The following is a 15836-nucleotide window of genomic DNA, read 5'->3' on the forward strand; positions in this document are numbered from 1 at the left end:
GTCGCCCTCGTTGATCTTTCAGGCCATCCAGAAGAACACGGCCGTCATGCGCTTGTCGGCATGGTCGCAGCCGAAGTAGCCGCTGGCCGAGTGCACCAGGTTGGCCTTGTACAGCAGGATGCGGTTGTAGACGTTGTCGACCCGCAGTTCCTCGTGCCACGCCTGCGGCGGCAGGCCGGTCACGCCCAGCGCCTCGCGCAGGTTGGCGTGCGGCGGGCTGCAGACATTGCCGCCCAGCGTGCCGTCCGGGTAGCGCAGCCGGTAGAACGAGGTGCCGGCCGTCGGCAGCGGATCGGGCGACAGGTAGATCACGGCCGCGTAGCGGCATAGCTTGGTCGAATCCGTGTGCGGGCGCGCGCCCGATTCGATGCCGCCCACCAGCTGCACGTAGTTGTGATTGAGCGTGCTGCCCTGCGGCGTGGCCTCCTGCCACAGCCGCCTGGCCCCCGTCACCTTCCTCACCCACGCCTCGACCCGCGCCAGTTCCCCGGGCAGCAGCGCGCCGGCGGCGCGCATGCCGGGCCAGGGCTCGGCCCGGTGCGGCGCGCCCAGCTCCCATTCCGCCTTGCCGAAGCAGCGCCGCGACACGTCGTCGGCGTTGGGCAGGATGCCGTCGGCCACCCAGTAGTCGCGGCCCAGCTGCGGCTTGCGGTAGGTCAGGGTGGGCCGGCGGGCCGGCGCCGGCGCGGCGGGGCGCAGGTCGCGCATCACTTCTTGTCCGTGTCGGTCGAGAAGTTCAGCTGCGGCGCCTCGTCGTCCTGTGTCGGTTCGGGCGGCGGCGCGCTCTCGTCGCTGGACGGGGTGTCGATCTTCAGTTCCAGCTGCTCGTGCATGTCGACCTTCTTCTCCACCGACACCAGGTGCGGGAAGCCGATGATCAGGCCCACCATGATGACCTGGATCAGCACGAACGGGATGGCGCCCCAGTAGATGTCGGAGGTCTTGACTTCCTTGGGGGCCACCGAGCGCAGGTAGAACAGGGCGAAGCCGAACGGCGGGTGCATGAACGAGGTCTGCATGTTCACGCCCAGCAGCACGCCGAACCAGATCAGGTCGATGCCGAGCTTGTCGGCCACCGGACCCACCAGCGGCACCAGGATGAAGGCCAGCTCGAAGAAGTCGAGGAAGAAGGCCAGCAGGAAGAACATCAGGTTGACCACGATCAGGAAGCCGGTGCTGCCGCCGGGCAGGGACGACAGCAGGTGCTCGACCCACAGGTCGCCGTTCACGCCGCGGAACACCAGCGAGAACACGGTCGAGCCGATCAGGATGAAGATCACGAAGCAGGCCAGGCGCGTGGTCGAATGCATGGCCTGGCGCGTCAGGCTCCACGACAGGCGGCCGTTGAGCATGGCCAGGATGATGGCGCCCATGGCGCCCATGCCGCCGCCCTCGGTGGGCGTGGCCAGGCCGACGAAGATGGTGCCCAGCACCAGGAAGATCAGGGCCAGCGGCGGGATCATGACGAACACCACGCGCTCGGCCATGCGCGACAGCAGGCCCAGTTTCAGCTGGCGGTTGAGCAGGGCGAACAGGAAGGCGCCCCCGATGCCGACGCCGGCCGAGAAGATGCCCAGTTCATCGGCCGCCAGCGCCGGGTGGGCGGCGCCGAAGTAGCGCGCGAACGCGTAGGAGGCGGCGACGGCGCCCGCCACCAGGGCCAGCAGCGAACGCACGCCGCTGTCGCCGTTCGGTTCGCGCAGGTTGCGCGCCTCCAGCGGCAGGGCCGGCACCATCTTGGGCGCGAAGATCGAGATCAGCAGCACCACGCCGGCGTACATCACCGTCAGCAGCAGGCCGGGCACGAAGGCGGCCTTGTACATGTCGCCCACGGAGCGGCCCAGCTGGTCGGCCATCACGATCAGCACCAGCGACGGCGGGATGATCTGGGCCAGCGTGCCGGAGGCGGCGATCACGCCCGAGGCCAGGCGCTTGTCGTAGCCGTAGCGCAGCATCACGGGCAGCGAGATCAGGCCCATCGAGATCACGGAGGCGGCCACCACGCCGGTGGTGGCGGCCAGCAGGGCGCCCACGAAGATCACGGCGTAGGCCACGCCGCCGCGGATGGGGCCGAACAGCTGGCCTATCGTGTCGAGCAGGTCCTCGGCCATGCCGGAGCGTTCCAGCACCAGGCCCATGAAGGTGAAGAAGGGGATGGCCAGCAGCGTGTCGTTGGCCATGATGCCGAAGATGCGGTTGGGCAGCGCCTGCAGCAGTTCGATGTTCAGCAGGCCCAGTTTGATGCCCACCAGGCCGAAGAACAGGCCGTTGGCGGCCAGGGAAAACGCCACCGGGAAGCCCGATAGCAGGAAGATCACCAGCGCGCCGAACATGATGGGCGCCAGGTTCGCAGTCAAGAATAGTTCCATGTCTCGCGTTCCGCTCTTGTTTTAGTGTGGGGGATTACTGCAGCTTGTTGGCGGCCTTGATGGCCGCGATTTCTTCTTCCGGCGTGGCCACGTGCTTGGCGAATTCATGGCCGTCGATCTTCCCGGCCAGGAAGGCGATGCGCTTGATGATCTCGGACACGCCCTGCAGCACCATCAGCACGAAGCCGACCGGCACCAGCAGCTTGGCCGGCCACACGATCAGGCCGCCCGCGTTGCTCGACATCTCGCCGCTCTGGATCGAGCCGAGCGCGAACGGCACGCCGAAGTACAGGATCACCAGCGAGATGGGCATCAGGAAGAACAGGAAGCCGAACAGGTCTATCCAGACCTGGGTGCGTTTGGAGAAGCGGCCGGCGATGACGTCGATGCGCACATGCTCGTCGCGCTTGAGGGTGTGGCTGGAGGCCAGCATGAACATGGCCGCGAACAGGTACCACTGGATCTCCAGCCAGGCGTTGGAGCTGGTGTTGAAGATGTAGCGCACCAGGGCGTTGACGGTGCAGATGGCGACGGCCGCCAGCAGCGCATAGGCCACGGCGTTCGCCACTTTTTCGTTGAGCAGGTCGATGGCCCGCGATATCGACATAAACATTCCGGTCTCCTCGTTCTCGTTTTGGGCGTTGCGATCGGGGCGCTGCGTGGGCGCCCCGTGTTATGTCTTGCATGCCGCCCCGGGTGGAGACGGCATGGACAGCCTGCGGCCGGCGCGCGCGTTGGGCGCGCGTCGCGGTCAGCCGGCCAGCTGGGCGCGCACGCGCGCGATGGCGGCGCGCACCTGGTTGGGCGCGGTGCCGCCCACGTGGTCGCGCGCGGCCACCGAGCCTTCCAGCGTCAGCACGGCGAACACGTCGTCGGTGATCAGATCGGAGAAGGCGCGCAGCTGCTCGAGCGACAGGTCGGCCAGGTCGCAGCCCTGGTCCACGCAGGCGCGCACGGCGCGCGCCACGGCTTCGTGGGCGTCGCGGAACGGCAGGCCCTTCTTGACCAGGTAGTCGGCCAGGTCGGTGGCGGTGGCGTAGCCCTGCAGGGCGGCGCCGCGCATGGCATCGGGCTTGACGCTGATGCCGCCGGCCATGTCGGCGAAGATGCGCAGCGTGTCGACCACGGTGTCGACCGTGTCGAACAGCGGTTCCTTGTCTTCCTGGTTGTCCTTGTTGTAGGCCAGCGGCTGGCCCTTCATCAGCGTGAGCAGGCCCATCAGGTGGCCGTAGACGCGGCCGGTCTTGCCGCGCGCCAGTTCCGGCACGTCCGGGTTCTTCTTCTGCGGCATGATGGACGAGCCGGTGCAGAAGCGGTCGGCGATGTCGATGAAGCCCACCCGTGGGCTCATCCAGATCACCAGTTCCTCCGACATGCGCGACACGTGGGTCATGATCAGCGAGGCGGCGGCCGTGAACTCGATGGCGAAGTCGCGGTCCGAGACGGCGTCCAGCGAGTTGTGGCAGACGTCGTCGAAGCCCAGCGTCCTGGCCACGCGCACGCGGTCGATCGGGAAGGTGGTGCCGGCCAGCGCGGCCGCGCCCAGCGGCAGGCGGTTGACGCGCTTGCGGCAGTCGGCCATGCGCTCGGCGTCGCGGCCGAACATCTCGACGTAGGCCAGCATGTGGTGGCCGAAGGTGATGGGCTGGGCCACCTGCATGTGGGTGAAGCCGGGCAGGATGGTGTCGGCGTTGTCCTCGGCCAGGTCGGTCAGGGCGCCGCGCAGGGCGGCCAGCAGGGCCAGGATGTCGTCGATGGCCGAACGCACGTACAGGCGGATGTCGGTGGCCACCTGGTCGTTGCGCGAGCGGCCCGTGTGCAGGCGCTTGCCGGCGTCGCCCACCAGTTCGGTCAGGCGCTTCTCGATGTTCAGGTGCACATCCTCCAGGTCCAGCAGCCATTCGAACTGGCCGGCCTCGATTTCCTGGGCGATCTGCGCCATGCCGCGCTCGATCTCGGCGCGGTCGGCGGCGCTGATGATGCCCTGGGCGGCCAGCATTTCGGCGTGGGCCAGCGAGCCCTGGATGTCGGCCTTGGCCAGGCGGTTGTCGAAGAACACGGAGGCCGTGTAGCGCTTGACCAGGTCGGAGACGGGTTCGGAGAAGCGCGCCGACCAGGCTTCGGCTTTTTTGGAGAGTTGTGCTGTCATGGTGATAAGAAGAGGCTAGGTGGACCGGAAGATTTGATTGATTATAAACAAGGATGGCCCGGCACAGGATAAATAGGACCCGATAGTGCGCGTTTGGGGGGCGTGGCGGGGGCAAATGGCGACAATTCGTCCTGGACCGGGGGGGCCGGCCCGTGCCCCGCGCCGACCTGCGCCATCAGGCATGAGCGAAAACGACCATATATTTGCGCGCTCATAAACCCAGCCGTCAAATCAGGTATATTGTCTCCTGAGGCGGGCGCATTCTGGCCCGGCCTGTTTTCCTGGATCGGACAAGATATGCGAGTGCTCAAGACTTTGCTGGCTTATCTGGGGAGCGTGGTGCTGTTCTGCTGCGCTGCGGGCAACCTGTACGCGGACGAGCCGGCCGCGCCCAAGGGTTCGCTCGTGATCATCGGCGGCGGCCTGCGCGGCGACAACGCCGAAGTGTGGCAACGCATCGTGCAGCTGGCCGGCGGCCAGGGCGCCCGCATCGCCGTGTTCCCGTCCGCCTCGGCCTATCCCGAACAGGCCGGCCTGTCCATCATCAATCGCCTCGACCAGTATGGCGCCAACGCCTTCCTGGTGCCGGTGGCCGTCAAGCTGGCTGACAGCGACTTCCGCAAGGCCGCCGACGACGTCCGCCTGGCCGACGCCGTGCGCCAGGCCGGCGGCGTGTTCTTCGCCGGTGGCGACCAGGCCCGCATCACGCGCGCCCTGCTGCGCGAGGACGGCCAGCGCAGCGCCATCCTGGACGCCGTGTGGGAAGTGTACCGGCGCGGCGGCGTGATCGCCGGCACCAGCGCCGGCGCCGCCATCATGAGCAGCACCATGTTCTACGAACCGAAGACCGTGCTGGCCACGCTCAAGCAGGGCGTGACGGAGGGGCGCGAGATCGCGCCCGGCCTCGGCTTCATCGGCGACGACGTGTTCGTCGATCAGCACCTGCTGGTGCGGGGCCGCTTCGCGCGCATGATCCCCGCCATGCTCAAGAAGGGCTACCAGATCGGGCTGGGGGTGGACGAGAACACGGCCATGGTGATCGACAGCCGGCGCGAGGTGGAGATCGTCGGCTACACGGGCGCGCTGCTGATCGACCTGTCGCGCGCCACGACGGACGAGGCGGCGGCCGAATTCAACGTCAAGAACGTCGTGATCAGCTACCTGGACCACGGCGACAAGTACAACCTGGCCACGCGCCGCTACACGCCGGCGCCCGACAAGGCGGCCGGCAAGCTCGATCCGTCCCGGCCGTTCTCCAAGATGCCCGTGTTCAGCGGCGACATCCTGGGCAGCAACGCCGTCGTCCAGCTGATGGAAAAGCTGATCGACAACAGCCAGGAGGAGGCGCTGGGGCTGGCCCTGTCGCCACCGGGCGAAGCGTCGCCGGACCTGGGCTTCGAGTTCAAGTTCACCAAGACCGCCGACAGCGTCGGCTACCAGTCGCCGATGGCCGAGGCGTATTCGATCTACAACCTGCGGCTCGACATCCGGCCGATTCATTTGCAGCTGCCGCTGTACCAGTACAAGTAATGGTGTTGAGCCGAAGCTTGGCGGTGTAGCGCGCCGCCAAGTCGTCCCCCGTTCGCGAGGCCGAGACGCCTAGCCGCAGCCGCTATCGGAAACCGTGGAGATCAGCGTCGCCCCGCAACTGGTTTTATGACCCTGGAACGCGACGGGAACGCCATCGATCAGGACATCGGGATTGCCCTCCGTGATCGTACACATGCCATGGCCTGGAATAGGACAGGTGCACATGTCACCCTTGCGGGCGACGGCCACGTTCATCACGATGCTGGCGGACGCCGCCGTCATCACCTTCCCGCCATGGCTGGTCGGGTCGTTCAATCGTATTACGCCGCGCATGTTCTTTCCTTTCAGGTCAGGTCGTGGTCAAGCGTTCAATCGGAGTAGCCTTGCATGCGCGAGGTCTCGTCGTGGCGGATGCCCCACCACATCAGGTAGGCGTGGTTGCCGCCGCGCGCGCGGTACCAAGGCTTGTCCGGCTCGATCGGGCGCACGGTGGCCGGCGGCGTCACCAGCACGGCGGTGGGGTGATCGGGGTCGGTGGTGCCCGCCACCAGCACGTTTTTCCCCAGGTGGTTGGCGTAGCCGATGGCCAGCGCGACGTTGGTGAGCGCCGTGCCTGCACCCATCTCGCCCAGCAGGGCGGGAGTGTTGAAGGCATGTTTCGTCACGTCGAATTCCGGCGCGTCGAGCGTGAGCGCGTGCGCCAGATTGCGCAGCCGTTGCTGCGACTCGGGAGTGTCGAGACCGGCGTCGTGGATCACGTAGCCGATGTCCAGGGTTTGCTTGCCTGCGTTTGCTGTTGCCGTGTTCAGCGCGGCTTGCAGTGCCTGGACTGGACGCGGCGGCATGCCCTTTTGTACCTCGAACTCGGTGGCGGCGTGGGTGACCGGATAACCGATCCAGGCCAGCGCGTCGCGCTCGGTCTTGTAGTTGGGGCCGGCCAGCACCAGCAGCACCATGTTTTCGTTGATCTGCTTATCCTTGGGGCGGCTGGGGGCATCCCAATTCATGGCCCACACGGTTTCGTTCGGATGCGCTTGCAGGTAGCGCAGCGCTGCCGAGAGCGAAGTGAAGCCGGCGTTCGGGCCGCCCATGGTCACGTGCACGTCAGGTGGGGTGTTGCGGGACCAAGTGGTTGGCGCGTGGATATTTCCGATATTGAAACAGGCGATGATGTTGTCTCGTGTGAACTGTGCCGCTTCAACTGGGTCGAGTCGCCCCTCCGGCAGCGCATATTCGACATGAATGCCGGCAAGCTCACGCCAGGTCGATTTATCCTCAAGTGAGTGGGCGTTGTAGAAGTAACTGGAGCTGGAGAAATAGATGTCATGAAATAACACCGTAAGTTTGTCAACATATTTGTGATGATAGCCCTTGAAAGTCTCCTCGCCGTCATTTCCGACCGCGATGGAACCGACGGTTTGTAATGTGGAAAATTTTTGTGGCTCGGTTCTAACCATGTCGTCATTCTTGTTGGGCTGCGCCAACCCTAGTGTCCACAGCAATTCCCATTCGGTCGGGTAGTCCTTCCGATGCAGGGGGTTGAGCCATTGCAATCCGACAACCTGAGCCATGAAGGGGGGGGCGGGTTCGGCGATTACTTGTGCCGCAGCGTGAGTGTCCTTGACAGTCGCGCCGGGCCCGCCTACGCAGGAAGTGAGCAAAGCTAGGGTGGAGAAAGCGGCGAGTGCGGGCATGATCAAGAATCGTTTCATGACTTCTTCCTCAGTGAGTTGGCGTGGTGCGTCGGCGGTGGCAAACCATGTGAGCAGGAACATGGCGCCGAAGGCAAGGATAAAGGCTAGGATCGTCCAGGCGAACCGTCGTGGACGGGTTGAGATCAGGGGGCTCATGGATGGCCTCCAGGGTGTGCTTGTGCGCGCGGGGCAGGATGCTCGCGCTGGTCAATGATCTTGTCTGGCATGGTTCCCTCGCTACCGGGCTTGCGTACCCACTCGTAGGCTGAAACGCTTTCCACGTAACCGTACTTGAAGTATTCAAGAAATGCACTGTTCGGGTCATCGTCGGCCAAACCGTCTAGAAGTCGCCAATCCGCTGCTATTCTCAGCTTATGCAAATGCTCGTCGCGGATATGGCACAGTCCCACGGCCACGTCATAAGCCAGCGCCTGCTGCGCGTGCATGGGATTGGTCAGAATCGTCGAATGGTCGGTGGCGTGGGTGTCGAGGTTGTCGGCCAGATAGGTCTTGATCTTCTTGTCGTGCCAGGTCTTGTATTCCGCGCTGGCCTCTTCCGGCTTGTCCTCGCCGATTACCTGCCCGCCTTTCTTGACCAAACCTTCGCGTCTGGCCTGCATACGCAGACGGGCGTGATCCTCGTAGCGCATGGCCGCCTCGCTTTCCTCAGTGCCCTTGGCGGCATCGGTCTTATCGCCCGTTTCAGCGGCCACCGGCGCCGGCAAGTCACGGTCGCCGGCGAACGAGTCGTCGGCTGTGCGCACCAGAAGGCGGTTGCGCGATTGGCCCGGTACTTCATAAGCCTGATCAAATTTATCGCACGGCAGGCCAAAGCGCATCGCCTGTGGCGGGAACGCTTTCGGCAACTGGGGCGCGTCGATGGGAATGGCCCAGTCGTTATCCGGCAAGGCGTTGATGCGCACCTTGGCCAGACTGAAGGCCACGATGGCGAACGGCGCGGTGAAAATGCTCATCACCTGTCCGAAGAAGTTGTCCCGGTCCGCATCCACACCCTTCAACAATGAGTATTTCGCCTCCAGCGACGCCGGGTTCCAGTATTTTTGGCTGCCTGGGCTGGGTTGCAGGTAGTGGTTGTTCCAGTAGTGATATCGCCCCTTCTCACCGACCATGAATCCTTGCGCGAACACGCGCTGGCAGAATAGCGTGGCGCCGCCGGTGGCGTCGATCTCGGCCTGGTTCAAACCGCGCCAGCCTATGCCCTGCACGGAAGCCGACGAGATCACCTCGTCATGCGGATTGCAATAGAGTGTCACGCGGCCGACGGTGGCGGGGGCGATGCCGTAGCCATACCGCAAGCGGTCCTCGGCCGCATCGAAGCGATGGTTCTCGTTTTCCATGAACTGGTTGATGTCCTCGACCTTCTGCGGCGGCGCGGCTGGCGGCCTGACGATGTCGAAGAATGCGCGCAGCGTGCCGATGCGGGCGCTGGCGGTCTGGCGGCCGTAGCCGCCATGCTTGTCCTTCATGTGGCTCTCGGTCCAGTCCTCGGCGCTGTTTTCCTTGGCCAGGCTGTAGGGTGCGTTGCACAGCACATAGGTGTCGGCCACACAGCGGCCGGTGAGCCCGGCCGCGTCCGTGACCGGGTCCATCCGGTCGCCCAGGAAGGCGGCGGCCATACCGATCATGTTGCCCTGGCTGTGGCAGACCAGGGTGATGGGCACGTCGGCCTGCTTGGCGCGGAGGGAGGCGACCAGTTTGGCCAGCCGCAATGCGGCCAGCACGAAGTAGGGCCGTGGCGGACAGGAATAGACGTTGCGGTCATTGGTGGGGTTCAAATGATTGACATGGAACCAGAGGAACAGTTGGTCCGACAGCCCCTCGCTCCACAGGTCGGGCAGTGCAGTGCAGCCGTTGGCGAACGGGCCGCCGCCCCAGTAATCCTGCTCGTTCAGGTAGATCGAGTCGCCATATTGTTGCAATTCCTGAGCGCTGGCCTTGTAGCCCCAGCGGAAATGGATGACAGGTGTGAAATAGTCGTCGTTCTTCATGAACGTGTCCGGCTGCATGTTCGGACTGATATGGCCATCCGGCGTCAGCTCGGACAAATATGTGGCCGGCGTCAGTTGTCCTCCTTCGGCCGTTGGGTAGGCCATGTGTTCATCGCATCGCTTGAGCCGGTCGTTGAGTCCGGCGCACAGTCCACTTTCAGCTTCCTTGTACCACTCGCCGTCCGAGTTGACGCCATGAACGAAGATCACCACCCCAGGCAGGGGCAAACCCATGATCGCCGTGAGTTTGCCGCCATTGAGCAGCGCGGGCCCCCATTTCTGCCCGACGATGATAGCGTTCGGATCGTCGCGCGGATCAAGTGGGGCCGCCGGGGCGGCCCCCGCGTCGGACTGGCTTGGTTCTGGATTACTCATCGTCCATCCTCCGGATCAGGTGCGCGGTTTGTGGAAGATCGCTCCCAACTGCTGCATGCGATTGGCGTCCACCTTGCAGGCCGAGCCGGTAGCATCGCTGGTGCCGGACAACGGATCATCGCCGTCCCGCACCAGGTGCAGCGCCATGTCCTTCACGGGCTGTCCGTCGCTGGCGCGCACCAAATGTGGCTCACGGCTGAAGTCGCCATCGCTGAATGTCGGCAATTCCGCGCTCTGGCTGGCCGGCCCGTTCCAATGGTGGCCGCCGGTTTTGACCGTCAACGGCCCCGGCCCGCCGATTTCCGGCGTGCCGCCTTTGAGGCTGAGGTAGGCCCCGCCCGAATTGATGAACACGATCTCCTCGGCCATGATCATCACCCGTCCCCTGGCGCTGATCTTGATGTCCTTGGCCGCGTCGATTTGCGTGCTGTCGTGCTGGCTCTGCATCAGCAACTTGCCGTAGTTGGCGATCAAGGCCATGCCATCTTGTTGCGAAAACAGCGAGACTCCCTTGCCGGCGTTGACATTGAAGCGCTGGCCCGAGGTCAGCTGCAGATGCTGCTGCGCCACCGTGTCGATGTTGGTGGCGGCATAGCTGACGATGGCCTTGTTGGTGGCGAAACTGATGCCGTCCGGCGCCGTGACGCCGATCGCGCCGGCGCCGCCGTCGCTGCCTTGCGGCGCCGTGTTGCTGCCGTTCTCCCATTGTTTGATGGCCGCCTGCGCTTCGCCCTGCGGCCCCTCGTCCACCGGCAGTGCCTGGTGCTGGGCCGCGTACTGTCCGAGCGAGCGGAACAGGTCGACGCAATCCTGCATCAGCGTCAGATACTCCGATCGTTCCAGCTGCTTGCTGTCGCCGTTGAGCCGCTTCCAGGCCGACAGCAACATGCCCTTGCCCGCGCGCAGGGCCAGTTGGGCGTCGGTGGTCAACTCGGCGCCCTCGCCGCGCGCCTTGCCCGCGCCCTTTTCGCGCGGCGCCGTGAGCCAGCCCAGGTTCAATTCGCTGCGGCCGTGGTCGCTGGCCAGTTGCGTGCTGATCTGGCCGGGGGTGTCGTCGAGGCGCAATTGGTTGGCGCGGCTGCCGCCGATTTCCTTGCTTTTCACACCGGACAGGTACTTGTTGCCCGGCAGGTCGTCCGCGCCGAGGCGGGGCGGCCGCGCGGCGCTGTTGTAGAGCTGTCCGATGATGACGGGCTTGTCGGGATCGCCGCCCAGGAACGCGATCAACACCTCCGTGCCGGGACGCGGCAGCGTCAACACGCCGAAGTGCTGGCCGCTGCCGGCGGCCGTGCCGGCCCAGCTGCTGGCCACGCGCACCCAGGCGTAATTGCCGACGCCGTTCACCTCGTCCTGCTCGCGCATGCCGCCCAGGCGCACCTTGACCCGGCCCTGCGCGTCGCAATGGACTTCCGCGCCTTCCGGACCGGCGACGACCGCGCTCTGCAGCCGCGGGTGGGGCAGGTCGGTGCGGGTGTCGTAGGCCGGCACGAACGCGGTGTCGCGCCGCACGCAGGTGATGCGCGTGCGCCAGCGCAGCTCGCCCGAAGCGAACCAGCCGGCGCCGGAAGTGGGTGAGTGCGGACTGTCGATCTGCCAGCCGTTGCGCGCGAACAGGCGGTCGATCCGCTCGTCGTAGCCTTTGGGCAGGTTGTTCTGGCCCGTGATGTGCTGCGACAGGATGATGAACTGGCGCTCCTCCTCGGGCCGGCCATCCAGGTCTGGATGGCCGTCGAGGCTGAAGTACTGGCCGGCGCCGAAGGCCCGCACGCCGCCTTCGGCGTAATAGCATTTGGCCTCGAAGTCCGAGCGCGCCATGCTTTGTTGCGCCAGCGCGCACAGATCATCGTAGTTGTCGCGCACATGCGGCGCCTCGACCAGATAGCGTTCCAGCCCGGCGGCCAACTTGTTGCCCTTGGCGCCCTGGTCGGCCCCGCTGTCGGCGCTGGCGCTCATGAAGCCGGTGCCGCGCGGGTTGCAGTAGTCCCAGCTGAAGTGGGCGGCGCGCCCCGGCCGCAGGACGCGGGTGCCGCTCCAGGCGGTGATGGTGTCGCGCTCCTCGGTCGCGCTGTCGCGGTGGAAGCGCACGCTGCCGGCGGGGCTCTGTTTCAGGCGTTTGGCGTCATGGAACAACACCATGGTGTGGGCGGGCGTGGACGAGGCGTCCGCGCTCTGGCCGCCGGACCCCGCGCGGCCGGGCCGGAAGAACCAGCCTATGCCGCGCCGCTTCAGCAGCCGGCGCAGGAAGGCGCCGGTGCCTTCGTTGTATTGGATGATCTGGCGCCGCACCGGGTCCTTGCGCAGGCTGAGGGCCGTGTCGAGTTCGAATTCGAAGGTGGCGGCCAGGGCCGGAATGCTGCTGCGCGCTTCGCGCAACACGGCTTGCACGATGTCCAGTTCGCTCTGGTTGAAGAATACCTTGGTGTTGACACTCAGGTCCAGCACGGCGAGCGCGTCGCGCATCACCAGTTGATACGAGGCCAGGCCGCCGTCGCTCTCGCCCTGGCTGGCCTCGGTGACGATGCCGCAGATGCTGCGCAATTCCCCCTGGTCGGTGACGATCTGCACTTCGACCGGCTGGCCGATCAGGGTGTTGAGTGCGATGCTGGCGCTCAGGGCGAGACAGTAGATGCGCAGTTCGATGCCATCGCAGATGGCTTCCACGCCATCGATCCGTTGCGGCAGCAATGGTTCGTCCGCGCCGTCGCTGGTGCGGCCGAGCCGCAGGCGCAAGGGGCGGTTGCGGGCCGTGAGGATGGCTTCCAAGCCTTGTGCGCCGTCGACATCGTTGTCATCTTTCACCATATTCTCCTTCGTGTATGCCTGCGTTGACCGGCCGTGTCAGAACCGGATGTCATACTGGAAAACGTCCTCGTCGGTCGTCGCCGGTCCACCCAGCACGGTGCCGTAGCTTAGCTGGGCGTCGGAATTCAGTATTGCGGGTGTAATGTCGGCGGCGCGCAGCACCAGGTGCACCTTAAAGCGGATGGGCGGGCTTGCGAACAGGGCCAGCATGGCTTGCAGCGCGCGGGCACCGTCGCCGTCGGGCAGGAACTGGTTGAATTGCTGGCGCGATAGCGGGCCTAACCAAAGACCTACGCACAGGTCGTGACACTGGTAGCTGTCGCCCAGGATGACGTTCACCCCCAGCTGGTGACTGAACTCGCCGATGCGGGTTTGCTCGTCCGGCTGCAGTGCTTCCCACGCGCCCACAAATTGCTCCAACCGTATCGGCAAGCCAAAGTATTCGTTCAGCACCCGCGTCATCACGATCGCCGATACGGGACGGTGGCGCAGGAGGGCGGCATAGTGCGCCACGACCTCGTCGGGGATGATGTTGGCCGGCGGCCGGGGACGGTGGGCCGTTCCCAGGCGGGGCCCGGCGCCGGCCAAGGCCAGTTGCAGTGGCAGCAAACCATCGTTGCCATCGCCGTCGCGGCGGTATTCCACGTGTGATTTTTCCCAGGCGCGATAGAACAGCGTCAGCGAACGGTGGGTGAAGCTGTCGAGGAAGGCGCGGCCGCTCTCGTTCTTGTCGAGATGGACTTGCGCGGCGATGGTGTCCGTGTAGCAGTAGGGCAGCACGCCGCTCACGCCCAGCAGGCCCATGAAGGCGGGGGTGAGTTCGACGCGTTGCAACTGCCCGTCGGCGACGGCTTGACGCAACGCCACGTCGGTGTCGAGCGGCCCGTGCGCTTCGATCGACATGGCTTCGATCTGGCTGGGAGGAAAGCGCAGCGAAACGCTGTTCTTGCAGCGTAGCACCTGCTCCAGGGTGACTTGCCGGGTTGCCGCGCGTTGCTTGAGCAGCAGGTCGATCAAACGCACAGCCTGGAAGAACTGGAACTGCTGCGGGCGCTCGATCAGGCGCCGCATCACACCAGTTGCAGGGCGCCGTTTCGTGGTTTGCATCGTATCAGTTCCCTTCCGTTGGCGTGCGACAGGACGGTCAGTTGCGTAAAACTGTTGAGGTGTACATACAAGCCGAAGAAGTGATCGAGCACCTGGACGAATAAATGCATGCCGCTGCCGGCGAACGCGTCTTCATCGAGCGTGATCCGCACTTCGACGCCATGGACCGGGGCGCCGCGTTCGCTGTCCAGGAGCCAGGCCCGGGCCGGCCGGTGGTCGAGTGCGGTGATGCCGGCGATCTGGCGCTGCGCCACCGGCGACCGGGTGATGTCATATAAGGTCAGCATTTCCTTGAGGTAGTTCAGGCCGCCCTGCGCCAGGGAGCAATAGTTCAGTGACAGGTGGGCGATCAAGCGCCAGTGGGCGTCGGCACTGAAGCGGTGTTGCTTGCCCGGTCTGCGCAGCAGGCGCAGGGGGAAATCATCGGGGGCCTCCTCCAGCGACAGGTTGGCGCCGGGGGCGCCGGGGCGCAGCCGGCTCGGCAGATCGCGGTTGGTGCAGCTCAGTTCGATGGAGACGCAGGCGTCGTCCGTGGCCAGCGGGTCCAAATCGAGGTCGACCAGGGCGATGCGCAGGTCGTGGCCGGGATCGCTCAGCGCCTTGAGCGGGTCGCGCCTGACCAGATAGTAGCGGCCCCGCGCGGCATCGCCCTCACCGTGGCGCATCGCGTAGTAGGGCCTGAATTCGGCCAGCGTCTGCCCGTTGGGACCGTCCTGGATCGCGCTCACCTTGTCCACGCTGTAGATGTCATAGCCGGCGGCGGGATGGGCGTCGGGCATCAACGCGTAATCCGTGGCTGTGTGGTTGAGTTCGATCGGACATGCGTTGCGTTTGAACAGATTAATGGCGGGCGTGCAACCGGGGATGAAATGCTTGTTCGTCAACATGGCGAGGCGGCGCGCGATGTCGCTGTCGGCGGCAACCCCGGCCAATCCAAGATGCAAGGTCAGGCGCCCGCAAGGCGCGCGCACGTGGCGTGCGAGCACGGGCCAATCCACATCGAAGAAGTTGAATTTTTCGCCGTAGCCAAAGTACTCGGTCAGCAACTGGTAGGCCGGGTGCGCGCCCGCGACGGACGGCAGCACCATCTGATCTGGTTCGAAACCGACCGGCTTGAGCGGCACCGTCTCCAGTTCGATCCAGTTTTCGTCGTCCAGTTCGACGTAGGCGCAAGCGGTGTGCATGAACAGCACGTCGCGGATGAGGGCGCACAAGGACGGTTCGGCATCGATGTACAGGCGCCAGTGGTCGAGTTCAATGCGGTCCAGGCCTATGGTCGCCGCCTTGCTCTCGATCTCGATGCTGAGTGCACTGATCGCGGTCGCGGGCCGCCGCACGGAGGCGGGCGGGTGAAAGCCGGCGTGGTAGGCGACTTTTCCTGGCCGCAGCGGGGTCAGTTGCAACGGGAAGACGGTGCGGAATTTGCACGCATCACCGTCCGGCGTGCGGGCGCCCATGGTCGCTCCCGCCGCGATGGTCGTGACTCCCATCATGGTTCCCGCGTGGGCTTCCGTGTCGGCGCACACGATGGCGCAGGCGGGCAGCGGTCGCACGTACTGCGGGTAATTCACACCCAGCAGCGCTTCCGTCAGCTTGCTGTCGCTTTCATCGATGAGTTTGGCGATGCGCGCGTTCGACAGCGCATTGGCCTGGATAAAGCGTTCGATGTGCGGATCGCCGTCGGCGCCGTCGACCATCCCCAGGCGGCTGCCCTGGGCGGGGAACCTGGCGGCGAATTCCTGATTAAAACCCAACTGGGCGCCGAGTTCACGTTCGTAGTAGGTTCTGAGCTTTTTCATCT

General features: G+C 65.2%; 11 protein-coding genes. 1 reads left to right on the forward strand and 10 read right to left on the reverse strand.

The annotated features are described in order from the left end of the window. Positions 1-18: 18 nt before the first annotated feature. The 4 genes from AC1RQG_RS03520 to argH all read right to left on the reverse strand — a co-directional run bounded on the left by AC1RQG_RS03520 (position 19) and on the right by argH (position 4518). Positions 19-708 carry a DUF6445 family protein gene (locus AC1RQG_RS03520; protein WP_493128375.1) on the reverse strand — a complete coding sequence of 230 codons (690 nt, stop codon included), beginning with the start codon at positions 706-708 and terminating at the stop codon, positions 19-21. Beyond that, positions 708-2369: a TRAP transporter large permease gene (locus AC1RQG_RS03525; protein WP_493128377.1), complete on the reverse strand. Its 1662-nt coding sequence runs from the start codon at positions 2367-2369 to the stop codon at positions 708-710. The genes AC1RQG_RS03520 and AC1RQG_RS03525 overlap by 1 nt, the downstream gene beginning before the upstream one ends. Before the next feature lie 34 nt (positions 2370-2403). Next, positions 2404-2976 (reverse strand): TRAP transporter small permease subunit, encoded by a 573-nt coding sequence (locus AC1RQG_RS03530; RefSeq protein ID WP_493129259.1) that lies wholly within the window; start codon positions 2974-2976, stop codon positions 2404-2406. Positions 2977-3120: 144 nt separating this feature from the next. Further along, positions 3121-4518, reverse strand: coding sequence for an argininosuccinate lyase (gene argH, locus AC1RQG_RS03535; protein ID WP_493128379.1), 1398 nt, complete (start codon positions 4516-4518; stop codon positions 3121-3123). 303 nt (positions 4519-4821) lie between these two features. On the opposite strand from argH, the gene AC1RQG_RS03540 reads away from it, so the two are divergent. Beyond that, a complete protein-coding gene (locus tag AC1RQG_RS03540) occupies positions 4822-6048 on the forward strand; it encodes a cyanophycinase (RefSeq protein WP_493128381.1) in 1227 nt (408 codons plus the stop codon). A 69-nt stretch (positions 6049-6117) separates the two neighbouring features. On the opposite strand, the gene AC1RQG_RS03545 is transcribed toward AC1RQG_RS03540, so the two are convergent. Genes AC1RQG_RS03545 through tssF form a run of 6 tightly spaced genes read right to left on the reverse strand, consistent with a single transcriptional unit; the run spans position 6118 to position 15834 of the window. Beyond that, complete coding sequence (locus tag AC1RQG_RS03545; RefSeq protein ID WP_493128383.1) at positions 6118-6381, reverse strand: PAAR domain-containing protein; 264 nt, start codon at positions 6379-6381, stop codon at positions 6118-6120. Between the two features lie 35 nt (positions 6382-6416). Further along, positions 6417-7898 (reverse strand): virulence factor, encoded by a 1482-nt coding sequence (locus AC1RQG_RS03550; RefSeq protein WP_493128385.1) that lies wholly within the window; start codon positions 7896-7898, stop codon positions 6417-6419. Continuing rightward, positions 7895-10126, reverse strand: a complete 2232-nt coding sequence (locus tag AC1RQG_RS03555; protein ID WP_493128387.1) for a T6SS effector phospholipase Tle3 domain-containing protein — start codon at positions 10124-10126, stop codon at positions 7895-7897. Before AC1RQG_RS03555 ends, AC1RQG_RS03550 begins: the two co-directional genes overlap by 4 nt. A gap of 15 nt (positions 10127-10141) precedes the next feature. Continuing rightward, a complete protein-coding gene (locus AC1RQG_RS03560; RefSeq protein WP_493128389.1) occupies positions 10142-12928 on the reverse strand; it encodes a type VI secretion system Vgr family protein in 2787 nt (928 codons plus the stop codon). Positions 12929-12964: 36 nt separating this feature from the next. Beyond that, the gene (gene tssG / locus AC1RQG_RS03565) at positions 12965-14035 is read right to left on the reverse strand and encodes a type VI secretion system baseplate subunit TssG (RefSeq protein ID WP_493128391.1); all 1071 of its coding nucleotides are present in this window, start codon (positions 14033-14035) and stop codon (positions 12965-12967) included. Beyond that, entirely contained in the window at positions 13999-15834 is a 1836-nt protein-coding gene (gene tssF, locus AC1RQG_RS03570) for a type VI secretion system baseplate subunit TssF (RefSeq protein ID WP_493128393.1), read from the reverse strand. The genes tssG and tssF overlap by 37 nt, the downstream gene beginning before the upstream one ends. Positions 15835-15836 lie beyond the last annotated feature (2 nt).

This window comes from Rugamonas sp. GW822-FHT03B10 (genome assembly GCF_058801745.1).